Source organism: Terrabacter sp. P2_E3 (assembly GCF_056403915.1).
Map to the genome: position 1 here is coordinate 22,633 of NZ_JBFUEN010000012.1, position 22,856 is coordinate 45,488.

Sequence of the window (22,856 nt, forward strand, 5' to 3'; positions counted from 1 at the left end):
GAACTTCTTCTCTGGGGGGATCTCCGCATGAACCGTCGCATTCTTGCCATCGTCGTGGCGCTGGCCCTCGCCATCGGTGGCGGTGCGCTCGTCATTATGTACGCGCGCAACGCCGACGCTCGGGCCATCGCCGAGGCCTCGCCGGCACCTGTCTGGGTGGCTCAGCAACCGGTCCCGGCCGGCACGACCCTCAAGGACGCCCAGCGCACTGGCCTCATCGCCCAGACCTCTGTGAGCGCCAAAGCCGTCCCCGTGGGAGCGCTTCAGGAGATCAACGCGGACAACAACGCCCTCCTTGCGACCTCCGACATCCCGGCGGGCGAGTACCTCCTCGCGGCCCGCTTCGGCACGACGCCTGCCGGCACCAAGGCGATCGAGGTCCCGACCGGCATGCTTGCCGTCTCGCTGTCCCTCACAGACCCCGCCCGCGTTGGCAAGTTCGTCACACCGGGGTCTCACATCGCGCTGTACCAGAGCTACAAGATCAAGGATCTCCGGGACACTCCTGAGGCAAAGATCCTCAACGAGAACGACATTCATGGGACGAGCCTGTTGCTCCCGGATGTCCTCGTCATCGCCATGGGTGACGCGCCGCTCTCAGGCCAGGCCGCGCAGCCGGCAGCCGAAGGCCAGCCGGCGACGGCGGCCGGGGCAAGCGGCAACTACCTCGTGACTGTGGCCATCAAGCCAGCGGATGCGCCGATCCTCATCCACGGCATCAACAACCGGCAGCTCTACGGCGCGCTGCGCGGCTCTGACGTGAAGGTCGACCCGTCCCTCGAGGTCACCGACCTCCAGCTGCGAGATGCGGTGAGTGGCCAATGACGATCCTCTGGGACTACGACCCTGCCGCGGTCGACACCTACCGCTTCGCCCTCGGCGGCGACGCTCTCCACCTCAACTCGGCGCCGCGCGTCAGCCGCGCCCTCGAGGAGGACCGCAACCAGTCGCTCGTCGTCATCGGCCCGGACATCGACCTCGACTCGGCGTGCGAGCTCGCGGAGCGCGAGCGCATCGACCGTCCAGAGCTAGGCGTCATCCTGCTCCGGCACCGCCTCGACGTGACAGCGCTTGCGCAGGCCCTGCGCAGCGGCGTCCGCGAGGTCGTCCAGGCCGACGACCAGACGGCGCTCGCCGACGCGGTTCGCCGGTCAGTTGCGCTGACGCAGCAGCTCAGCGGCCACGGGACCACAGTCGGAGGGCGTGACGGCAAGATCATCACCGTCTTCAGCGCCAAGGGCGGCGTCGGCAAGACGACGATGTCGACCAACCTCGCCGTCTATCTCGCCTCCGTCGGAGCCAAAACGCTTCTGGTCGACCTCGACCTAATGTTCGGCGACGTCGCGATCAGCCTCCAGCTCCAGCCGCATGGCTCGGTGCGAGACGTCGTCGCCATGAGCGGGCACCTCGACGACCAGGGCGTCCAGTCGGTGGTCACACGTCACGAGGAGAGCGGACTCGACGTCATAGCGGCGCCGGCAGACCCGGCCGACGCAGACCGCGTCCCATCACACGTCATCATCGAACTTCTCCGCGTCGCGCGCGGACAGTACGACTATGTCCTCGTCGACACGCCGCCGTCGTTCACCGAGCACGTCCTCGCGGCCTTCGACGTCAGCGACCTCACGGTCCTCATCGCGACGCTGGACATCCCCGCGGTCAAGAACCTGCGCATCGCGATCAACACCCTCGACACGCTCGGCGCTTCGCGGGAGGCACGCACGATCGTGCTCAACCGCTCCGACGCCAAGGTCGGCCTCAAGCCCGACGACGTCGAGGCCGCCCTCAAGGCGCCCATCTCGGCGAACGTGCCCAACAGCCTCACGGTGCCGGCCTCGGTCAACCGCGGCGTCGCGCTCGTCCTCGACGACCCGCGCAACCCCGTGTCACTCGCGATCCGCGACCTCGCCGACCACGAGATCCGCCGCCGGTTCGGCGAGGACCTGCAGAACGGCGCCAAGCGCAGCTTCGGACTCTTCGGGAGCAAGAGATGAGCAACCTCGCCGACCGCCTCGAGCGGGCCCGCCAGTCGACGCAGATCAACGAGCCCGCGCCGAGCACCAACGGACAGGTCCGCATCACGAACGGCGCTGCACCCGTGCGCCGCCGCGGCGTCGACCCCTTTGCCGGCGTCAAGGAGCGCGTGCACCAAGCCCTTGTCGCCTCGCTCGGCCCACGGCTCTACGACCCCAACCTCAGCGAGAGCGAGCTCGCGTCACAGGTGCGCACCACGCTGCAGGAGGTCATCGACTCCGAGCAGACGCCGCTCTCGCACGCCGACCGCACACGGATCGCCCAGGACGTCTCCGACGACATCCTCGGTCACGGTCCTCTCGAGCCTTACCTGCGTGACGCAGAGGTCTCCGAGATCATGGTCAACGGGGCAGAGGACATCTACATCGAGCGCGCCGGCAAGATCTTCCCCGTCGACGCACGCTTCTCCGACGAGAGCCACCTGCGTCGCACCATCGACAAGATCGTCGGCCGCGTCGGTCGTCGTGTCGACGAGTCGAGTCCCATGGTCGACGCCCGTCTGCCTGACGGTTCGCGTGTCAACGCCGTCGTGCCGCCCATCGCGCTCGACGGGTCCATGCTGACGATCCGTAAGTTCTCGGCCGACCCGTTCACCGACCGCGACCTCATCTCGTTCGGCACGTTCACAGAGAACGTCCGGGACTTCCTCAGCGCCTGCGTCAAGGGCCGACGCAACATCATCATCAGCGGCGGCACCGGCTCGGGCAAGACGACGACCCTCAACGTGATCAGCTCCTTCTTGCCCCACGACGAGCGGATCGTCACCATCGAGGACGCCGCCGAGCTCCAGCTCCAGCAGCAGCACGTGCTTCGACTGGAGGCCCGTCCGGCCAACATCGAGGGTCGCGGTCTGGTCTCCATCCGCGAGCTCGTCAAGAACACGCTGCGTATGCGTCCCGACCGCATCATCGTCGGCGAGATCCGAGACGGCGCGGCCCTCGACATGCTCCAGGCCATGAACACCGGTCACGACGGATCCATCACCACGGTCCACGCCAACACGCCCCGAGACAGCCTCGCTCGTCTCGAGACGATGGTGCTCATGGCCGGCGTCGAGCTCCCCGTCCGCGCCATCCGCGAGCAGGTGGCCGGCGCCGTCGACCTCATCGTTCAGCAGTCGCGCCTCAAGGACGGCACGCGCCGCATCGTCGCGATCTCCGAGGTCGTCGGTATGGAGTCGGACGTCATCACGCTCCAGGACATCTTCACCTTCAACTACGGCGCCGGCCGTGACGAGAACGGACGCTTCCTCGGCGGCCTCATGCCGACGGGTATCCGCCCGAAGTTCACCTCAGACCTCGCCGACGTGGGTGTCGAGCTGCCCGTCAACCTCTTCTCACGGTCGGCGCTGTGAGCCCTTCGACCCGTCGTCTCGTCACCGGTTTGACCGCCCTCGTGGTCGGTCTGGTGGTCCTGCCTGCCGGGATCGCGAGGGCCGACGACGTCTCCGTGGGGCTCAGCAATGTCAAGGCGACCTCGTCGGGCTCGGGCTCGACCGTCACCGGCGTCATCACGCTGCGCAGCAAGGAGGACGTGCAGCTCGACCCCAAGACACTGAAGTTGAAGGTCGACGACGAGCCGTTCCCCGCGACCGTCAAGCAGGCCGCCAAGCTCGACCGGCGGGCGATGCTCGTCATCGACACGAGCGGCTCGATGGGTGCCCAGGGCATGTCGACGGTGCGCAAGGCGTCGGCGACCTACCTCAAGACGGTGCCGACTGACGTCAAGGTCGGGATCGCCTCCTTTGCCAACACCGCGGGCGTCGATCTGGCGCCGACCGTCGACCGAACTGCAGCCCAGCGGGTCATCAATGGCCTCGACTCGCGCGGCGACACGAGCCTGTATGCCGCCATGCAGAGTGCCGCAGCCGCGCTGAGCGGGACGGGAGACCGGAGCATCGTCCTCCTCAGCGATGGTGCCGACACCGTGGCCGACAACAAGGCTCTCGCCCTCAAGAACGCGGTCGCGAAGCTCAAGGCCGGTGGCATCCGCGTCGACGTCGTGCGTTTCAACACGAACGACCCCGAGGCGACGAAGGCTCTTCAGGCGTTCGCCGACACCAACGGCGGGACCGTCGTGGCCGCCGACAACACGGCCGGCGTGAGTGCTGCGTTCGCGGCGTCGGCGCAGGCCCTCAACCGCCAGGTCCAGTTCTCGTCAGCAATCCCCAAGCCGCTCAACGGTCTTCACCGTTACGAGATCTCCGGCGTCGCCGGCAGCACCGTCTTCGGTTTCGCGCGGGAGGTCACTTTCGCGGCGCCGGCGACGGCGCCGAGGCCTTCTGGGTCGCCACCCGCGCCGGTCGCGGCCCCCGCGCCCCAGGCCGCGGGCCTCAGCCTGGGACCGGTCCCGATCACGGACCGTACGCCCTTCATCGCGGGTGGCCTGCTCGCGCTGGCCCTCTTCGTCGTGCTCTCAACATCGCTCATGCCGACGCTCCAGACCAAGCGCGAGCGCCGCGTCGCCTCGATCGACTCCTACGTCGTCGGCGACACGGTGACGCTCTCGCGCCAGGAGATGAAGGCCGCGCAGAGCACCATCACGGCGCAGCTGCTCGACATGGGCGACCGCGTCATGAAGGACCGCAAGTCGACGAGCAAGACGATGGCTCTCATCGAGCGAGCCGACCTGCCCTTCCGTGCAGGGGAGTGGCTCGTGCTCCGCGTCGTTGCCGTCATTGTCGCCATGGCTCTGGGCCTGGTCCTCGCAGGGCAGGCGAAGGTCGTCGGCCTCATCTTCGGCGCGGTCCTCGGCGTGCTGATCATGCCAATCGGGCTGCGCTTCGCCGCCTCTCGACGGGCCCGCAAGTTCGAGGCCCAGCTGCCGCAGATCCTTCTCCTGATCTCGACGAGCCTCCGCAGTGGTTTCGGACTCCCGCAGGCCCTCGACGCCGTGGCCCGGGATGCCGCCGAGCCTGCGGGCAAGGAGTTCAGCCGAGCCCTCGCAGAGACGCGCATCGGCACCGACATCTCGGATGCCCTCGAGCGGGTGGCCGACCGCATGGAGAGCACCTCGATGCACTGGACGGTCATGGCGATCCGCATCCAGCGCGAGGTCGGCGGCAACCTCGCCGACACGCTCCGCACGACCGCGGGCACGCTCCGGGAGCGGGAGTCGCTCCACCGGCAGGTAGCTACCCTCTCCGCCGAGGGTCGGCTATCGGCCTACATCCTCGTGGCGCTGCCCATCTTCATCTTCATCTACATGACGCGCGTCAACTACGAGTACGTCAGCCTCCTGTGGACGACGACCGTGGGTCTCTTCATGTGTGTCGGTGGACTCATCTCCCTTGGTGTCGGCATCGTCTGGATGCGTCAAGTCGTGAAGATCGAGGTGTGACGTGAACCTGAACCCTGTCTACGTCGCCGCGGGCCTCTTCGCAGTCGGTGTCCTCGTGGCAGTGCTGAGCGTCAGCTTCAGCAGTGGTGAGCCACGTGGTGTGGCCAAGTCCCTCATGCTTATCGACGCCTCGGTCGACCGTCGTGAGGTCGTCACGACCGACCTTGCGGCCAAGGACCGGCTGGTGGCACCCATCCTCGAGCGCACGAAGGGTCTGGCCCGAGCGCTGTCGCCGGGAGGCGCGGACGACCGATACACGAAGCTTCTTGACCAAGCGGGCAACCCCGCGGGCTGGACCGTCGAGCGCATCCTCGGCATCAAGGGCGCAGCCCTCCTGATCGGTGTCGTCCTCGGGGCCTTCTACGGCAAGTTCCAGCTGCCCAATGCCCTCCTTTTCGCCGTGATCGGCGGTGCCGCCCTCTTCTTCCTTCCAGACCTGCTCATCAAGAATGTCGCCCTGCGCAGGCAGGAAGAGACGAGTAAGAGCCTGGCCGACGCTCTCGACATGCTCAGCGTCTGCGTCGAGGCCGGGCAGGGATTCGACTCAGCGCTGCTCCAGGTGGCGCGAAACGTCAAGGGCCCGATCTCCGGCGAGTTCGCCCGCGTCCTGTCCGAGATCCAGATCGGCAAGTCGCGCGGCGAGGCCTTCAGCTCGATGGGCGACCGGGTCACCCTGCCCGAGGTGAAGAACTTCATTACCGCCCTGGTCCAGGCTGACCGTCTCGGTCTGCCTATCGCGGGCGTCCTGCGCGAGCAGACCGTCAACATGCGCCTCGTCCGTCGCCAGAAGGCGGAGGAGAAGGCCCAGAAGGTCACCATCAAGATCCTCTTCCCGCTGATGTTCTGCATCTTGCCGGCGCTCTTCATCGTCATCATCGGCCCAGGCGGCATCCGCATGATGCAGGCCTTCAGCGGCGGCTGACCGACACCGTGGCCGTTGTCACGGACCCGAGGCCCGGTGCGGCCCAAGATCACGGGCCGAGCTCACCGGCGGCTCGGCTCGGCTGGCTCCTGCCCGCCCTGGTCCTTGCACTGTTCGCCCTCAAACCGCTCGGACCGCTCAAGGACCCAGACGCGTACTGGCACATCGTGGCTGGCGAGCACCTCACGCAGACAAGGCAGTTCGTCCTCGATGACCCCTTCGGCGCCGCGACCGAGAAGGTGTGGATCCTCAACCAGTGGCTGCCCGAGGTGCTCATGCACGGGGCGCACGCGGCATACGGCCTCCCTGGCATCGCATGGCTGCTCTGCCTCGGCTCGCTGCTCGTCGGCGTCGCTGTGTATGCCGCGTGCCGGCGCCGTTCGTCAGCCCTCGTCTCGGCTCTCGTTCTGGCGGTGACCTTCGTCGCCCTGAGCGGGAGCCTCTCGCCCAGACCCCAGCTCGTCACGTTCGCTCTGGCAGCGGTCACGACGAGCGCGTGGCTCCTGACCCGCGAGGACGGACGTGCTCGCTGGTGGCTCGTACCGCTCACCTGGCTCTGGGCGTGCAGCCACGGCATGTGGTTCATCGGTCCCGTCCTCGGTGGCGTTGGCGTGGTCGGGATGTTCCTCGAGCGACGCCTCTCCCTTGGCGAGGCGGCGCGGCTCGCCGCGGTGCCGGTGCTCTCAGTGGCCGTCGGTGCCTTGACGCCTGTGGGACCTCGACTCTTCATCTCGCCCTTCCAGGTGAGTGGTGTGACCGGGCTGATCAACGAGTGGCAGGCCCCGGGCCTGACTAGCCCGGGGATGCTCGCGGCGTTGCTGCTCGTAGCCGTGGTGGTCGTGGACCAGGTCGTCCGCGGCCGTGGGGAGTGGACGGTCGCGCTGCTTGCTGTCCTGGGCCTGGTGCTCGCAGTCACGTGGTCCCGAACCACCGGGCTTGCCGCGGTCGTGCTGGCGCCGTTGGCCGCCCTGGCACTCCAACGACTGGCCCGACAGAACGGCTCCGCCGTCCCGCGCAGTGAGCGGCTCGCGGTGCTGCTCTCGAGCGGCCTGAGCCTCGTGCTGGCGGCCGTCCTCGCCCCGGTGGCTGCGGCTTCGCCCGGGATCGGACCGAACGGGCTGGACGCCGCGCTCGACCGGCTCCCTGCCGGCACTGTCGTGTGCAACGACCAGGCTGACGGCGGGTGGCTCATGCTCCGCCATCCCGGACTGCGTCCCACGATGGACACCCGCGTCGAGCTCTACACCGTGGAGCGCATCAGGACCTACCTCGGCTTCGTCGCCGCCGAGCCGGGTTGGCAGGACTATGCCGCCCAGGTCGGCTGCACCCATGCCGTCCTGCCATCAGACGCCTCCGTCGTTCCAGCCATGCGTGCCTCCGGCGTCTGGCACCTTGTGAGCCAGACGGCCGACTACGTCCTCCTGGAAGAATGAGGCGCGGTCGACAGATCGCGCGTCGACCCTGAGCGGGTCCCATTCGTGACCATTTGGGATGTTATCGAATCTCCTTGATACCAAAGGATTTCGCGTTCATCTGTCACGTTGTCGTGGCTCGTGCACGCTGGCCCCATGCCAGTTAGGGGGAGCGGGAGAGCCGAGCGACTGCACGTGGGTCTCACTGGGGGTGACAACGCCCTCAACGCCCTGCGCCTCGTTCTCGCATCGATCGTGATCCTGGAGCACTCCTACTCGCTGGTCCACGGTCCGGGTGGACCGATGCCGTATGCCGGTGGCTTCGCGGTGGACGGATTCTTCGCCATCTCGGGCTTCCTCATCACCGGAAGTCGCACGAGGATGGGCATGCGGCCATATCTCTGGCGAAGAGCCCTACGGATCGTGCCCGCCTACTGGGCGGTTCTCCTGTTCACCGCTCTGGTCGTGGCGCCCGTCTCCGCAAAGATCACGAGCTCCCCGTATGCATGGGACGAGGCGGGCAAGTACGTCACATGGAACTCCATGCTCGTCACGCCGATCCTCGGCATCGGCGGCAGCCCGCACGGCGTCCCCTACGCGGGTCTGTGGAACGGGCCGCTCTGGACGCTCACTTTCGAGGCCGGCGCATACCTCTTCTTCGGACTCCTCGTGGCTTTGCCTGGCTTCGGGGCGCGCACTGCATCCCGCATTCTGATCGGTTTGTCCGTGCTGACGACGATGCAGTTCGGCGCGGGAGTCGCGCCACGTTTCGACCCCGACCTGGCCCGCCTCTGGGCCTTCTTCGCGGCGGGGGTGCTGCTGTGGTTCATCCGCGAGCGGCTGCCGTCGTCGCCATGGATGTCGGTTGCCGCCGCGGGCGTCGTGACTGGGTGCTTGGCGTCCAACCACACGCTCTACCTCGCTGTCGCCCCCTTGCCGCTCGCGTTTGCCCTGCTCTGGCTCGGTGCGCGTCTGCCGCTACGCGTCGGCACGCGTCACGACATCTCATACGGGCTGTATCTCTTCGCCTATCCGCTCCAGCAGCTGATGATCATCGCTGGGGTCGCAGCATCAGTCGGCTCGGTCTGGTTCGCGGTGTTGTCCGTCGCCATCACCGTGCCTGTCGCATGGGCGTCGTGGCTGCTCGTCGAGCGGCCGTCGATGCGACTGCGTCGCTTGGTCCCCGTTGGTGGGCGGCCCACTCCCGTCGTCCCCCTCGAGACGGTCGCGCCGGCTCAGTAGCGGAGGTGTCGCAGGTAGCGCTCGGGCGCTTCGAGGAAGCGGCGGTGGTGGTCGACGACGTCGAGGTCGTCCCAGGCCCGCTCGTGGATGCCGTCCTCGTCGAACTCGAGGATCAGCGCACCGGGCAGGCTCGCCACGACGGGCGAGTGGGTCGCTATGAGGAGCTGCACGCCGGGCTGCGAGACGAGCTGGATCAGGGCCCCGACGAGCGCGAGCTGTGCGTGGAACGACAGTCCGGCCTCGGGCTCGTTCATGACGAAGAAGCCCTCACCGGTGAAGCGGTCCGAGTTGAGCATCGCGAGGAACGACTCTCCGTGGCTCAGCTCGTGGAAGCGCGGCTCGGGGCGACGCGACGGGTTGTCCTCGAGGTAGGTGAACAGGCCGTGCATCGTCTCGGCGCGCAGGAAGTAGCCCCACCTCGAGGCGCCCGCACCCCGCTCCAGTGAGATCGACTGTGACAGAGGCGACTCCGTCGGACGCGTGGCGTGCAGGGCGCCTGTCGAGCCGCCTTCGGGAGCGAGGCCGTATGCCACCGCGACCGCCTCGACGAACGTGGACTTCCCGGTGCCGTTCTCACCGACGACGATCGTCGCGGGCGCGAGGTCGAGGCCTCCGTCGAGGACGTGCGCGACTGGGGCGAGGGTCGCCGGCCACTGGTTGGCCGTGAGCGTGGCGTCGGTCGACCGTCGCACGCGCCGCACCGGCAGTGGTGCGGTCCAGTCGTCCCCCATGTGCCGACCCTACGAGAAGGTCGGGGGGCGCGGGCCGGAGCGGACGGCATACGCCATCGCTCAGCCGTGGTCCTGCTGGGCCGCCCACCATGCCGCGGCGGAGGCTCTGCCGCGGCGACCCGACTGCTCGTAGACGGAGCTGAGGTGCTTGCGCACCGTGCGCTCGGTGATGCCGAGCCGGCGGGCGATGCGCAGGTTGGTCCACCCGGCGGCAGCGAGGCTCAGCACCTCCGCCTCGCGCTGGGTGGGGCGGTAGGCGGCGCAGAGGGCGGCGATCGGCGCCAGGTCCTCGCTGAGGGAGCCGCAGCTCAGCGCCATCCCGTCGTCGCTGAGCACCGCGATGGCTTCGTCGAGCGCGGCCCGGAACGCCAGCGCCGCCACGAGTGGGCGCTGGATCGCCTCGAGCAGCAGGAGGTCCTCCGTGCTGAAGTCGACGGTGCCGCGGTGGGCGCCGAGGAACACGACGTCGGTCGCGGAGCTGTGGAGCATGATCGCCACCGGGTATCGCCCGCCGACGTGTCCGTGCATCCGCTCGTAGACGTCCGTGTGCCAGAAGTCCCTGATCGGGACGAGGTCGCTGACCCGGACCGCTCCGGCGGTCGACAGCACGGGGATCGCCGGGTGCCGGTCGGCGACCTCGGCGGCGAGGCGACCCATGGCCGGCGTGATCGGGGCCGAACCGGCGACATCCACCGACACGTCGATGCCCTGGCCGGTCCGACGTAGGCGGGTGAGCCCCACGCCCGTGTCGGCTCGGAGGACCTCGACGACGGCGGGCAGCAACGGCAACAAGGGCTCGCCGCGCGCGGCAGCCACAGCGAGGTCTCGCGCCACGCCGGCGGACGCCACCTGTCGACTGAGCACCACGTCTCCTCCTCCAACGAGGGCGAGTGCCGCCGCCGTCAGCCGAAGCCCTGCGAAGAGCCGAGCGCGGTCGCCGTCAAGGTGTCTGAAACGACACTCGACAGTGATCCGCTCCGGCCTTCAGAATGGCACGACGAGGGTGGGGGTTGGACGAGTTCGTGGAGGTTCGTCGGCGTTCAGGGAGCCGGGGGCCTGGCGCGGGCTGACGGAACGGCAGGGTGTGCTGCACAGGGGGGAGCGCACCGTGCGCCGTCGGGAGCCCCGTCGACCGAGCGCTCCGCTGTCAACGGCCGGACGGTGACGCCGAGGGCCGACGCGGCCGGAAGGGCGAGTCAGTCGCGCGGGCCCTTGCGGTACGGCTTGGACTGCGCCGGACGGCTGCCGCGCTCCTGCGACTCGCTCAGCTCGATGAGCTGACCCGAGATGCGCGTCGAGCGCAGCTTGTCCCACGTGCCGGGCGGCAGCGTCGCCGGCAGCTCGACGAGGGAGTGGTCGGCGCGGATGTCGATGTGCCCGAAGTCCTGGCGCCCCAGACCACCCTCGTTGGCGAGGGCGCCGACGATCTGGCGCGGCTCGACCTTGTGTCGTCGGCCGACCGCGATCCGGTACGTCGCCATCGGGCCGGACGTGCCGCGCCTCGGTCCCCGGTCGCCCCGGTCTCCGCGGTCGCTCCGGTCGTTGCGACCTGGCCGACCTCCGCGGTCACCGCGGTCGTCACGACGGTCGCGCGGGCCACGGTCGTCGAACGTCCGCGCAGCACGGACCGGCTCCGGGTCGAGAAGCATCGGCTCGTCACCCTGGAGCACGACGGCCAGGGCCGCGGCGACGTCCGCTTCGGGGACGTTGTGCTCGTTGACGTAGTGGGCGATGACGTCGCGGAAGAAGTCGACCTTGTCGGTCGAGAGGGCCTCGGTGATGGCGTCGTCGAACCGGGTGAGACGGGTCGCGTTGATGTCGTCGACCGTGGGCAGGTTCATCGGGGTGAGCGACTGGCGGGTCGCCTTCTCGATGGCCTTGAGCAGGTGGCGCTCGCGCGGGGTGACGAACGAGATGGCGTCACCGCTGCGGCCGGCCCGGCCGGTGCGCCCGATGCGGTGCACGTAGGACTCGGTGTCGGTCGGGATGTCGTAGTTGACGACGTGGCTGATGCGCTCGACGTCGAGCCCGCGGGCCGCGACGTCGGTGGCGACGAGGATGTCGAGCTTGCCGGACTTCAGCTGGTCGACGGTGCGCTCGCGCTGGTTCTGGGCGATGTCGCCGTTGATCGCCATCGCCGAGAAGCCTCGGGCCCGGAGCTTCTCCGCGAGCGTCTCGGTCTCGTTCTTGGTGCGGACGAAGACGATCATCCCCTCGAAGTTCTCGACCTCGAGGATGCGGGTCAGGGCGTCGACCTTCTGCGGGTAGCTCACCGTGAGGTAGCGCTGCGTGATGTTCGGCGCCGTCGACGTCGTCGTCTTCACGGTGATCTCGACCGGGTCCTGGAGGTACTTCTTCGAGATGCGCCGGATCTGCGCGGGCATCGTCGCGGAGAAGAGCGCGACGTGCTTGTCGTCCGGGGTGTCGGCGAGGATCGTCTCGACGTCGTCGGCGAAGCCCATCTTGAGCATCTCGTCGGCCTCGTCGAGCACGAGGAAGCGCAGCTCGCTCAGGTCGAGCGTGCCCTTCTCGAGGTGGTCCATGATGCGGCCGGGGGTGCCGACGACGATGTGGACGCCGCGGCGCAGCGCGCTCAGCTGGACGCCGTAGGCCTGCCCGCCGTAGACGGGCAGCACGTGCACGCCCCTGAGGTGGGCGGCATACCGCTCGAAGGCCTCGCAGACCTGCAGGGCGAGCTCACGCGTCGGCGCGAGGATCAGCGCCTGCGGGCTCTTCTGCTTGAGGTCGAGCCGGCTGAGGATGGGGAGAGCGAAGGCCGCCGTCTTGCCCGTGCCGGTCTGGGCGAGCCCGACGACGTGACGCCCGTCGAGCAAGGCCGGGATCGTCGCCTCCTGGATCGGCGAGGGGTACTCGTAGCCGACGTCGCGCAGCGCCTTGAGCACCTTGTCGTCGAGACCGAGGTCGGCAAACGAGACGCGCTCGGGCTCGGGAGCGGCGTCCGCGATCTGCGGCCCGTCCTCGGGGGACTCGTTGACGGGGGACTCGACACTCGGCTCGCTCACCACTCGACGGTAGTGCGTCCGAGCGCTCGCCGAAACCAGCCCACCGCGGAGCGGTCGCGATGACGCCCTCGGCTGACCGATCTGGTCAGGCCTTGATGCTCCGCGCCACCCGCTCGACCTGAACCGCGAGAGGGTCGCTGCGGTCGATCGGGTGGTCGCACGAGGAGGCCGATCGGGTGACGCCGTCGATGGTCCAGGAGTAGGCGACCGACGTGCCGTCGTGGTTCGCGGCGCAGTCCGGGGTGCCGGTGGCGGCGTCGAGATGGCTGGAGCGCGCGGCCAGGGCCAGGGCCGCGACGCCGGCCCGGGGGAGGGTGTCGGTCCTCGTGGCGCTCTCGGAGCTCAGGACCCATGCACCGGACGCGGTGACGACGAGGCTGGAGCCGCAGGGACCGCCCGGGCACAGGCCGCCCCAGGTCTTCCGTCGGATCGTGAGGTCGGCCGGGACGGCGACCGAGGGTGTCGCGGAGGGTGTCGCGGAGGGTGTCGTGGACGGAGCGGTCGCGGGCGGTTCGACGACGACGCCCGCTCCCGTCGTGAGCGGTCGCGAGGCGGGTGGCGGGGTGGCAGAGCCGCACGCCCCGAGCGACCCGGCCACGACACACAGAGCCGCCAGTCGCAGAGCAGCCGGCACGGGCCGTCGTCGGCGGTCCGGCCGGTGTCCGTGAGTGGGTCAGGCGGGCAGGGGGAAGACGTCGGAGATCCGGCAGGCGCCGCCGCCGCCCGTGATCGGCGGCGTCGAGCGCCGGCCGCTGCAGATCGTGACCGGCTGAGAGCCGACCACGGGCGAGCAGTCGCAGCGGTAGCGGGTGTAGGTGACGCAGACCTCGCTGTTGGAGCTCGTGCCGCTCGCCGCTCCGTCGGTGTAGAGCAGCACCCGCTGCGTGCCGGCGCCGCTCTGGGTGCACCACTGGTGGTTCGTCGGGGCGCTGCCGCACGAGGAGCACGTGCAGGAGCCGCTCTTGACCGACACGGCGTAGTGCGGCTCAGCGATCCCGTCGACGGTCACCCCGGTGATGACCGTGACCGTGTTGTCGGAACCGCCGGCACTCGTGGCGACGAGCTCGAAGACGTAGCCCTTGTACGTGTCCGACGAGCCGCCCGGGAGCTTGCAGGCGGATCCGCTGAAGGTGAGCGGGGCCACGGACGCCGCCACCACCGGTGCCGGCGCGGCGACGAGCACCGCGGGCATCGTCCAGGCGGCACCCTTGACGACCGTGCGTCGGCTCGGGCTGTGAGACGCGTTGGCGTCGTCGTGCGACATGCATCCTCCGGGTGGTGGCGGGGGGCGGCCGCGTCCCGGGCTGTTTCAGGAACGACACGTATGCCCTGTATGCCCGCTTTGTATCACCGGATCGGACGGCTCGTCGGCGAAACGGTCGCGAAAGCCGGCCTCACGCGCCCGACGGCGGGAGGGCGGCATACGCCATCGCGTCGACAAACCCGGCGTCAGTCCGACGGGAAGAGGTCGTCGGCGATGTTGCGGAGTGCCTGCGTCGAGCCGGCGGCCGGGCCGTCGATGCCGCGGGTGCGACCGCCGGCAGGCGACCTCTCGTCCCCGCCGCCGGGACCGCCGCCGGGACCGCCGCCGGTCGCGTCCGGCTCCGTGAGGGAGTGGACCGCCTTCGCGAGGATCCGGCCCTTGGTCTGGGCGGCGTCGGCCCGCGAACGTTCCTGTGCTGCGGCGTCCTTCGCGGTGTCGGCGCGGTCCTTCTCAAGCGTCGCGACGTGCTTAGCCTCGTCGGCGTGCTTCTGCGCCTCCTGCGCCTCACCGCGGTGCACCTCGCGGCCGAAGAGCCAGCCGACGGCCGTGAACGCGAGGGCCTCGACACCGAGCAGCACGTAGACCGACCGGCTCCAGTCCGTCTCGGGCAGCTTGTCGTCGGCGCGGACGAAGGCGAGCAGGACGAACACGACGTAGGCGAAGACGATCGCGATGGCGGCCCAGAAGAGCCAGCGCCAGCTCGCACCGCTCGCGGAGGCACTGGTCGGCGGCGCGGGCGCCGGCGCGGGCGCCGGCGCAGGGTCCGGCTCCGCCGGCCCGGGCTGTGCCGGACCCGGCGCGGGATCGGGCTTCGGGTCCGGCGGATCGGCCTTCGGCTTCGTGGGCATGACGTCCCCTCTCGCGTGATGCGGTCGCCCGTCAGCGGTCAGCTGTCGGCGTTGTAGTCGAACGACGGACGGTCGGCCTCGCCCTGCCAGTACTTCTTCACCGACTCGCGCAGGTCGAGGTCGTCGGGCAGAGCCTTGACGGCCTCGGCGAGGGCGTGGCCCTGCACCGCCGACGACAGGTCGCCGACGTCGGGTGCGGTCTCCTCCTCGTCCTCGTCGAGGGCTCGGTCGGTCGGCCCGATGGTCGGGTCGCTCTCGATCGTCCGGCGGATGTTGGCCTGGATGACGTCGAGGGTGCTCGCGTCGTGGCCCGAGGCGTCGTCGCCGGCCGAGGTGACCCCGACGTGGAGGGAGGCGTCGGCGAGCAGGCTCGGCACGGCGTCCCCGAGCTCTGCCGCGAGCTCGCGCACGAGACCGGGGTGGCTCGCCTTGTCCTGCTCGGTGAGCCCGGCCGCCTCGGCGATGAGCTCACCGCGCAGACGGCGGGTCGCCGACTGCGACCCGAGGCCTCCCTGGCGCCGGACCATCCGCAGGACGCCGACGCCGGCCGTCAGCGCCGCGGACCGCGCCCCGAAGTCGGTGGCGCTCTCCCGGGCGTCGACGAAGAGCCGGGCCGCACGGTCCAGGTCGCCCGCGTCCTCCGCGACGCGGCCGCCGACGATGCACAGCTCGATGTAGTCGAGCGACAGGGGACGCTCCTCGGCGGCGCTCACCGCCGCGTCGACCTCGGCCATCGCCTCCTCGTGACGACCGAGGGTGGCCAGCGCCTCGATGCGCAGTCGGCTGACCTCGACGAGGCGCGGCTGGCGGTCGTCGGCGGCGAGGAGGTCCCACGCGGCGGCCGGGCGACCGGAGTCGAGCAGCGACCTGGCCTGCTTCGTGGCCTGCCGCGCCCAGGCGGTGTAGTCGGCCTCGGCGAGGTCGGCGGCGTCGACCTCGAGCCGCAGCTTGCCGGCGAGGTAGACCCGCGAGGACGGCGGCAGCTCGCTCATCGCTGGCTCGAGGAACGGCCCGGCGCCGCGGTCCCAGTGGGCATCGAGCGTCGACGACGCCTGGCCGAGCATGAGCCGGTGGTAGAGCCCCTCGATGCGGTCGTCGGTGCCGGAGCGGGCACCGTAGAAGGCGATGGCGCGGCGGTGGATCTCGGCGACCCGCTCCGGGCTCTCCGCGTCGAGCAGCGGCAGCATCTCCTGGCGGACGTCGGCGCGGTGCACGAGGACGCCGGACCGCGACTCGGTGACGAGCGAGACCTCTCCGCGCAGCATCTCGAAGAGCTCGGCCGCCCGCTCCGGCGCGAGCTCGCCGAGACCGCACGGCACCGCCAGGACGTCGCTGATGACCTCACGCGTGATCTGCCGGACGACGAGCCCCGGGTTGGCGAGCGGCCGGATCGGGCGGGCCACGTGGTCGAGGATCCGGCGGTAGAGCACGCCCTGCACCTGCTCCGCCCGGAGGTCGAAGAGCAGACGCCGTCGACCACGTTTCGTGGCGAGCACGGAGGGACCCTCGCGGCGCATGAGGTCGGCGGCGAGCCGCAGGCTCAGCGGGTTGCCCGAGACCTGCTCGACGACGGAGTCCACGAGCGCGTCGGTCACCGCGAGGTCGGCGACCGCGCGGCGCAGGAACTGCCTCGCCTGGGTGTCGTCGAGCCCCTCAAGCGGTCGGTTCTCGACCTGCAGCTCGGTCACCTCGGCCCGACCCGCGACGACGACCCGCAGCGACGGCAGCTGACGCTGGAGGCTCTGCAGCGTGCGGTTGAGACGGCCCAGGGTCGAGCGGCGCCGCCGCTGCGCGACCTCGAACGTGTCGAGGACGACGAGCACCGGCTTGCTGCCCCAGGCGCGCCGCAGCCGCTGGCTCAGCTCCATGAGGAACGAGTCCTCGTCGACGTGCCGACGCACGGCGTCCTTGGTGCCGAGCCCCCGAGAGCTCGACGTCTCGCGCTGCAGCGCCGCCTCAGCCTCGACGACGGCGACGATCTCCCGGCGCAGCTCGCCGAGCGGCCCGGCGAGGTCAGTCGACTGGAGAGCGAGCTGACGGCACACCTCGGCGATGAGCCCGATCGGGAACTCCGGGTCGAGCTCGGCCCGCTCGAAGCTGAGGTATGCGAAGGGCATCGGCGGGCGCGCGGCTGTCCCCTCGATGTGGTCGAGCACGAAGGTCGCGAGGAGGGTCGACTTGCCGACGCCGCCGGGGCCGTGGAGGGCGAGGGGGAGGCCTCCGGGTCCACCCATGACGTGGGCCTCGAGCTGGGCCAGCTCGACCTCGCGTCCAACGAAGTCCGGCGTGGACACCGCCCGCAGCGGGGTGAGGACGTTGGCGAGGTCGAGGGCCGACTGCACGTCCGCGGCGGCCGGCACGTCGAGCCCGAGACCCTCCAGCCAGACGGCGGCCTTGAGTATGCCGGTCAGCTCGGCCGGCGCGAGCGCGCGGAGCGTCGTGTCCCCCTGGATCAGACGGACCGCCATCCGGTGGGTCACGTCGTCGGGTGCAGGGGCGACGGCCCACCGCCCGGTCGTCAGCGCGACTGCCCGGCCGGGGCCGAGCGACCTCAGGACGTCGGCGCGCACCTCGGGCCGCAGGCGCCACGCGCCCCCTCCTGACCTGGTGGTGACGAGCTCGCAGTCGGTGCCGATGAAGCCGTCGATCTCCTGGTGTCGCTGGGTCTCTCGCGTCGTACGGCCTTCGAGGGCGTCGACGGTGAAGTAGTCGAGCAAGGCGACCCGCTCGCGCAGGCGCTGCCGAGCGGGGTCCGGGGCGGCTGCGTCACTGGTGGGGCCCGTCGAGGCAGGCTCGACGTCCCTCGTCGACGAGGGCGCGACGGCTGCCCCCGAGGCCTCCGGCGCGGTGGGCTGGGGCCTCGGGGCTGACGGTGCCGACCGTGCCGATGCCCGCTGGGCCAGCCGGGCCCGGACGTCCTCGGCCGTGACGACGGGGGTCCGCCCGGACGGGGACCCGCTCACGGGAGCACCCCGAACACGTCGAGACAGAGGGCGTACGCGCTCGGACCGAGCTCGACCAGCCGGCGGTCGGCGATGGGACCGCCGTCGCTGACCAGCTCGTCGAAGACGGCGTCGACTGCGTCAGCGCCGGGTGAGATGCCTTGCGCCCGTGTCGCGTACGCGCGGATGAACGCCTTGACGTCATCGTCGCCGGGGTGGCGGAGGGGCTCGACGAGGGCCTGGTCCGGCTCGGAGAGGGGGTCGTCGTAGCCGAGCACGATGACGCGCACCGGCCCGAGGTCACGGACCGCGGCCGACTGCGCCAGCTCCATGACGAGCTGCAGCGCCGCGGCCGTGGCGGTCGTCCGGTCGAAGCCGTCGAAGACGAGCCAGCAGTCCTGGATGTCGCCCTTGGCGGCCACCTCCGCCACGAGCCAGTCCTTGAAGAGCCACACGACGGTCTGCGGCTGGGCGGTCGGGTCGAAGTTCGGCGCGGGCTCGCCGACGACGAAGCGCGCGACCGTGTCGGCCAGCTCACGGACGTCGATCGGGGTGCCGGCGCGGCGGGCGGCGTCGACGGGGCTGACCTTCGCCTTCGTGCCGTTCGGTGGCACGGCGTTCTCGGATACGTAGCGGATGAACTGGCGGGTGTGGGTCTTGCCGGCACCGCTGGGGCCTCTGACGAGCAGCGCCCGCCTACCGCCGGGTCCGAGCATCCGCTGCACGTGGCCGCGCAGGTCGGTGCGGTCGATGAGCGGCACGTCGTCCCAGAGGACCGCGGCGGTGAACATCGCCCCGACCGCCTCGGCCACGGCGGCCACGGCTCCGGCCACCACCGGCTGCGACTGACCCGACTGGGGCGGGATCTCGACGACCTCGTGATCGGTCGGCTCCGCCGCGAGGTCCTGGAAGATCCGGTCGGCGCCGGCGTCCTGGGAGATGGCGATGAAGAGCAGACGCAGCCGTTGCTGCTTCCACGCCGTCTCGAGCACGTCGATCCACAGCTGCGACGCCTTCTGCTCCCAGAAGATCTGGTCGCGCTGCACGCCGGCCGCCAGGGCCAGCTCCTGGATCGGCTGCTTCTCGAAGTAGCGGGACCCGAGTCGCTCCACGACGTACTGCCCGGCCGGGGTGCCGGGGTCGAACCGGTGGTCGAGGTAGCCCATGATCAGGCCGCCCCCTCCAGGACGACGCCTGCGGCCGCCAGGCCCTCGACGACGCGCTCGATGCGGACTCCCTGGTTGTAGATGCGCCGTCGACCGCCCACGACGTCCGTCTCCCACCGGTGGTGCAGCCCGACGAGGCGCCACTGCTCGTCGAAGACCGGCGAGCCCGACGAGCCGCCCTCGGTGTCGGTGAGGTAGCCGATCCGGTCGTCGTCGACCTTGACCACGGTGTTGTGCACCATCCCGATCTGCTTCACCCGCCCGTCGGGGTGCTGGATGATGTAGACCCGGTCCGCCACCGCCGGCGTCGGTGCCCCCGCGATCTCGATCGGGCGTGCTTGTGCCGGAAGGGGACTCGCGACCTTGACGACTGCCCAGTCGTGGTCCTTGCGCCCCACGATCGTGCCCTGGTCGCAGGCGATGACCTGTGGCTCCCGGGTCGCCCCTGCGAACGACCGCTCGTAGCCGTACCACGCCTCGACGGTCGTGGCCGGACCCTGGTCGTCGAAGAGGACGTGGTGGTTGGTGAGGAGCAGGTCGTCGGAGATGCGGAATCCCGTTCCGTTGTAACGCATCTCGTCGTTCAGCGTGACGACGAGCTTGACGACCGACGGGCTGATCTCGATGCCACGCTGGAGGAACGACACGTCGAGCAGGGTCGACTGGGCCCCGATCTGGCGCTCGAGCCCGTCGGGGGTGGGGTCGCTCTTCCAGGCGATCGGCTCGTCGGGAGGAGGTGCCTCGGCGCTCGGTGTCGCTGCCAGCGCGTCGGCGAGGAGCGCCTCGAGCATGGGCCGGATCGCGGCCGAGTTCGGCTCGCGGATCACCACTGCGACGAGGACCCTGAGGCGGTCCTGCTTGCGGGCGACGTCGAGCACCTCCTGCCATGCGGCGGCCGTCGGTTGCAGGAGGTTGACGTACGCCTCGGAGATGCCGGACTTGCGCAGGACCATGCGCAGGTCACCCGCCGTCGGGAAGGTCTGGATCAGCGCGGTCTCCAGCTGCTGCACCTTCGGGTCGGTGAAGTCGAGCGGGAGCGCGTCGAGGACATGGGTCATGGCGCGACCTCTGCCGGCCCGCGCAGCTGTGTGCCCATCACAACCGCCCTCCCATCCGTGGCGCCCATCCAGTCAAGCACCGGGCACGCCTCACTTCAGGCGAATCGACCGAACGGCGTACCTGTCAGACGGAGCGCGTGGGGGCGTGTCTGATACTCCGGCAGACGCCCCGGCGGCGGGGGAGCCCGGCGGAGTGACGGCATACGCCATCGGGGAGCGACGACGGGGGCCGCCCGTGGTGGGCGGCCCCCTCGGGAGTGCGTGTGCTGGGGTCAGGCGGTGGCGCCGACGGGCTCGTCGACCTTGGCGGCCAGCGCGTCGAGGAGCGCGCCGAGCTCGGCGCGACGCTCGTCGGTGACGTCGAGCTCACCGGCGGGGGAGACGTCCTGGGTGAAGACGAGGCCGGTCGAGCCGACGACGTCGGCCTTGACGTGCTGGAGGACCTTCGTGAGGTCGGCGGTGGCGTCACTCGCGCCGCTCCAGCCGTAGCCCACGAGGGCGATGGGCTTGGCGTCCCACTCGGCGAAGAGGTAGTCGATGGCGTTCTTGATCGGCGCCGGGAAGCTGCGGTTGTACTGCGGCGTCACGACGACGACCGCGTCGGACTCGAAGACCTTGGAGGCCCAGTCCTTCGTGTGCGGCTTGGCATAGTTGCCGTTGCGCGGCATGTCCTCCTCGTCGAAGAAGGGCAGCGACGACAGGTCGAGCAGCTCGACCTCCCACTCGCTTGCGGGTGCCTGGGCGGCCACCCACTCGGCGACCTTCGGGCCGATGCGGCCGGGGCGGGTGGAGGACACGACGATACGAAGTTGCTTCACGGTTCAACCAACTATCACGGGTCGTCGGGCATTCCTGACGCCCCGGTGCTGCGGCTGTGACCCATGCCACAGGTCCGGTCGGTGGTCCTGTCGGTCGGGGTGCGGCGATTTAACGCCGGGAATGCACGATATTTCAGACTTGAGATAAACAAATGAGAAAAGAAACGCATTGTCATGAATTGCACTTGCGACTAAAGGTCGACAATTCCCAAACCGATCTCGCACGCCTTTAGTAGCTGCATTCTTTGCTTATGAGAAACCTTCGAGTTGCGAGCCTGTCGCTCTTCGCGACGCTGGCCCTGGTGGGGCCCGCCGTGGCCGCGACCGCGGCCGTGCCCACGCCACCCGCGACGGTCACGGACCTGCCGACCGTCTACGTGACGCTGACCGACCTGCCCGCGAAGGACTCTCTGAGTTTCATCCATGCCAACAAGGACGTTCCCGTCGCCAGCCAGGTCGACGTCGCCGATGGCACGACCACCCAGACGCTCGCGTGCACGACACTGCCCACGGACGTCGCCCCCCTCGGCGTCGGCTGCCCGACCATCAAGGGCCACGGCAACTTCACCTGGACCCTCGACAAGAAGTCCTACCAGCTGAAGTTCGACAAGAAGACCGCGATCCTGGGCATGCTGCCGGGCAAGACGTGGATCCTCATCGCCAACCGGGCCGACCCGTCACTCATGCGCAACAAGGCGACGCTCGAGCTCGCCCGCCAGTTCGGCATGGTCGCCACCCCGGAGTCGCGGTTCGTCGACCTCGTCGTCAATGGCCAGGATCTCGGCAGCTACCTGCTGACCGACAAGGTGACCGTCACGAAGTTCGACCCGACCAAGCCGGACAGCCACGTCGCGCTGACGAGCCCCCAGGGCGTCCTCGTCGAGATGGACAGCCACTTCGGCGCCGCCGAACCGATCCACTTCACGACGGCCAGGAGCAGGTCGATCTTCACGCTCAAGGACTCCTATGTCGGGTTCAAGAACGACCCGGGAGTGGTGCTCGATGCCGACACCCAAGCCGGGTGGGACGACGTCCAGAGCACGATCAACACGCTCGAGGGGCTCCTCTACGCACGGAATCCGGACTGGACCAAGATCAGCGCCCTCATCGACGTCGACTCGTTCGTCAAGTACTACTTCGTCTCGGAGTTCGTCGAGAACCCTGACGTCGCGTTGTCCAGCGTCTTCTTCTACAAGGACGGCCCGACCGACAAGCTGCACGCCGGACCGGTCTGGGACTACGACATCTCCCTCGGCAACTACGCCACCACCAACCGCGGCGGCAACCCCACCGAGGACTACGTCAAGAACGAGCTCCTGACGATCAAGGGCAACGGCCCCTTCGACTGGTGGACGCAGCTCTTCCGCAACCAGGCGTTCGCGGCGCAGGCCAACGCGACGTACGCGACGCTGAAGCCCTTCGTCAACGACGTGCCCTCCACGATCGACGGTTACCAGACGCAGCTGCTGCAGTCGGCCGCCCACAACTTCGTCGTCTGGCCCAACATCCTCGGCCAGACCTCGGTGATCGCCTTCAACGGCGGGCACTCGCCGATCACGTCGACCTGGGCCGCCGAGGTGGCGCTGCTCCGCTCGTGGGCCGCGCAGCGCGCCTCGTACCTCGCCCATGCCTACGGTGCGAACGTGCCGGTCCTGCGCTACTCCGCCCACGTGCAGAACATCGGCTGGCAGCCCACCGTGTCGACCGGTCAGATGACCGGGACGACGGGTCGGTCCCTGCGCGCCGAGGCGATCAAGATCACCGACACCAACACGACGACGACCGGGTCCGTCGTCGGCAACGCCCACGTGCAGAACATCGGCTGGATGGGCTACCAGGCTCCCGGCGCCGTCATCGGCACGGTGGGGCGGTCGCTCCGCATGGAGGCGATCCAGCTGAAGCTCACGGGCAACCTCGCGACGCGCTACACCATCAGCTATCGCGTCCACGTGCAGAACATCGGCTGGATGGGCTGGGTGTCCAACGGCGCGACGGCGGGCACGACCGGGCGCTCGCTGCGCATCGAGGCGCTGCAGATCCGCATCGTCAGGAAGTGA

At 69.7% G+C, this 22,856-nt stretch carries 18 protein-coding genes; 8 read left to right on the forward strand and 10 right to left on the reverse strand.

Annotation, left to right across the window (positions count from 1 at the left end; translation table 11 throughout):
• Window positions 1-27 precede the first annotated feature (27 nt).
• The 7 genes from cpaB to AC1DW8_RS16615 all read left to right on the forward strand — a co-directional run bounded on the left by cpaB (window position 28) and on the right by AC1DW8_RS16615 (window position 8,949).
• A complete protein-coding gene (gene cpaB, locus AC1DW8_RS16585; RefSeq protein WP_056773929.1) occupies window positions 28-825 on the forward strand; it encodes a Flp pilus assembly protein CpaB in 798 nt (265 codons plus the stop codon).
• On the forward strand, window positions 822-1,994 hold the full coding sequence (locus AC1DW8_RS16590) for a CpaE/TadZ family protein (RefSeq protein WP_056773926.1): 1,173 nt from the start codon (window positions 822-824) through the stop codon (window positions 1,992-1,994). The genes cpaB and AC1DW8_RS16590 overlap by 4 nt, the downstream gene beginning before the upstream one ends.
• Window positions 1,991-3,388: a CpaF family protein gene (locus AC1DW8_RS16595; protein WP_478095221.1), complete on the forward strand. Its 1,398-nt coding sequence runs from the start codon at window positions 1,991-1,993 to the stop codon at window positions 3,386-3,388. The genes AC1DW8_RS16590 and AC1DW8_RS16595 overlap by 4 nt, the downstream gene beginning before the upstream one ends.
• Window positions 3,385-5,373 (forward strand): type II secretion system F family protein, encoded by a 1,989-nt coding sequence (locus tag AC1DW8_RS16600; protein WP_478095222.1) that lies wholly within the window; start codon window positions 3,385-3,387, stop codon window positions 5,371-5,373. The genes AC1DW8_RS16595 and AC1DW8_RS16600 overlap by 4 nt, the downstream gene beginning before the upstream one ends.
• 1 nt (window position 5,374) lies before the next feature.
• Window positions 5,375-6,295, forward strand: a complete 921-nt coding sequence (locus tag AC1DW8_RS16605) for a type II secretion system F family protein (RefSeq protein ID WP_056826541.1) — start codon at window positions 5,375-5,377, stop codon at window positions 6,293-6,295.
• Window positions 6,296-6,462: 167 nt separating this feature from the next.
• Entirely contained in the window at window positions 6,463-7,728 is a 1,266-nt protein-coding gene (locus AC1DW8_RS16610) for a hypothetical protein (RefSeq protein WP_478095223.1), read from the forward strand.
• 135 nt (window positions 7,729-7,863) lie between these two features.
• Entirely contained in the window at window positions 7,864-8,949 is a 1,086-nt protein-coding gene (locus AC1DW8_RS16615) for an acyltransferase family protein (protein WP_478095224.1), read from the forward strand.
• Here AC1DW8_RS16615 and AC1DW8_RS16620 read toward each other — a convergent pair.
• The 10 genes from AC1DW8_RS16620 to AC1DW8_RS16665 all read right to left on the reverse strand — a co-directional run bounded on the left by AC1DW8_RS16620 (window position 8,943) and on the right by AC1DW8_RS16665 (window position 20,799).
• Window positions 8,943-9,680 (reverse strand): AAA family ATPase, encoded by a 738-nt coding sequence (locus AC1DW8_RS16620; RefSeq protein WP_478095225.1) that lies wholly within the window; start codon window positions 9,678-9,680, stop codon window positions 8,943-8,945. The genes AC1DW8_RS16615 and AC1DW8_RS16620 overlap by 7 nt on opposite strands.
• A 60-nt stretch (window positions 9,681-9,740) precedes the next feature.
• Window positions 9,741-10,547 carry a helix-turn-helix transcriptional regulator gene (locus AC1DW8_RS16625; RefSeq protein WP_478095226.1) on the reverse strand — a complete coding sequence of 269 codons (807 nt, stop codon included), beginning with the start codon at window positions 10,545-10,547 and terminating at the stop codon, window positions 9,741-9,743.
• A 329-nt stretch (window positions 10,548-10,876) separates the two neighbouring features.
• Window positions 10,877-12,646, reverse strand: coding sequence for a DEAD/DEAH box helicase (locus AC1DW8_RS16630; RefSeq protein ID WP_478095288.1), 1,770 nt, complete (start codon window positions 12,644-12,646; stop codon window positions 10,877-10,879).
• A gap of 142 nt (window positions 12,647-12,788) precedes the next feature.
• A complete protein-coding gene (locus AC1DW8_RS16635) occupies window positions 12,789-13,337 on the reverse strand; it encodes a hypothetical protein (RefSeq protein ID WP_478095227.1) in 549 nt (182 codons plus the stop codon).
• Window positions 13,338-13,376: 39 nt separating this feature from the next.
• On the reverse strand, window positions 13,377-13,967 hold the full coding sequence (locus tag AC1DW8_RS16640) for a hypothetical protein (RefSeq protein WP_056773909.1): 591 nt from the start codon (window positions 13,965-13,967) through the stop codon (window positions 13,377-13,379).
• A gap of 185 nt (window positions 13,968-14,152) precedes the next feature.
• Window positions 14,153-14,815 carry a hypothetical protein gene (locus AC1DW8_RS16645; RefSeq protein WP_478095228.1) on the reverse strand — a complete coding sequence of 221 codons (663 nt, stop codon included), beginning with the start codon at window positions 14,813-14,815 and terminating at the stop codon, window positions 14,153-14,155.
• A 38-nt stretch (window positions 14,816-14,853) separates the two neighbouring features.
• Entirely contained in the window at window positions 14,854-17,778 is a 2,925-nt protein-coding gene (locus tag AC1DW8_RS16650) for an AAA family ATPase (protein ID WP_478095229.1), read from the reverse strand.
• Entirely contained in the window at window positions 17,775-18,923 is a 1,149-nt protein-coding gene (locus AC1DW8_RS16655; RefSeq protein WP_478095230.1) for a hypothetical protein, read from the reverse strand. Before AC1DW8_RS16655 ends, AC1DW8_RS16650 begins: the two co-directional genes overlap by 4 nt.
• Before the next feature lie 2 nt (window positions 18,924-18,925).
• The gene (locus AC1DW8_RS16660; protein ID WP_478095231.1) at window positions 18,926-19,981 is read right to left on the reverse strand and encodes a trypsin-like peptidase domain-containing protein; all 1,056 of its coding nucleotides are present in this window, start codon (window positions 19,979-19,981) and stop codon (window positions 18,926-18,928) included.
• A gap of 272 nt (window positions 19,982-20,253) precedes the next feature.
• A complete protein-coding gene (locus AC1DW8_RS16665; RefSeq protein WP_478095232.1) occupies window positions 20,254-20,799 on the reverse strand; it encodes an NADPH-dependent FMN reductase in 546 nt (181 codons plus the stop codon).
• Window positions 20,800-21,050: 251 nt separating this feature from the next.
• On the opposite strand from AC1DW8_RS16665, the gene AC1DW8_RS16670 reads away from it, so the two are divergent.
• Window positions 21,051-22,856, forward strand: a complete 1,806-nt coding sequence (locus tag AC1DW8_RS16670) for a CotH kinase family protein (RefSeq protein ID WP_478095233.1) — start codon at window positions 21,051-21,053, stop codon at window positions 22,854-22,856.

Coding starts and splice junctions, on each gene's coding strand:
- cpaB (WP_056773929.1), top strand. CDS start 28: ATGAACCGTCGCATTCTTGCCATCGTCGTGGCGCTGGCCCTCGCCATC.
- AC1DW8_RS16590 (WP_056773926.1), top strand. CDS start 822: ATGACGATCCTCTGGGACTACGACCCTGCCGCGGTCGACACCTACCGC.
- AC1DW8_RS16595 (WP_478095221.1), top strand. CDS start 1,991: ATGAGCAACCTCGCCGACCGCCTCGAGCGGGCCCGCCAGTCGACGCAG.
- AC1DW8_RS16615 (WP_478095224.1), top strand. CDS start 7,864: ATGCCAGTTAGGGGGAGCGGGAGAGCCGAGCGACTGCACGTGGGTCTC.
- AC1DW8_RS16620 (WP_478095225.1), bottom strand. CDS start 9,680: ATGGGGGACGACTGGACCGCACCACTGCCGGTGCGGCGCGTGCGACGG.
- AC1DW8_RS16640 (WP_056773909.1), bottom strand. CDS start 13,967: ATGTCGCACGACGACGCCAACGCGTCTCACAGCCCGAGCCGACGCACG.
- AC1DW8_RS16645 (WP_478095228.1), bottom strand. CDS start 14,815: ATGCCCACGAAGCCGAAGGCCGATCCGCCGGACCCGAAGCCCGATCCC.
- AC1DW8_RS16655 (WP_478095230.1), bottom strand. CDS start 18,923: ATGGGCTACCTCGACCACCGGTTCGACCCCGGCACCCCGGCCGGGCAG.
- AC1DW8_RS16660 (WP_478095231.1), bottom strand. CDS start 19,981: ATGACCCATGTCCTCGACGCGCTCCCGCTCGACTTCACCGACCCGAAG.
- AC1DW8_RS16670 (WP_478095233.1), top strand. CDS start 21,051: ATGAGAAACCTTCGAGTTGCGAGCCTGTCGCTCTTCGCGACGCTGGCC.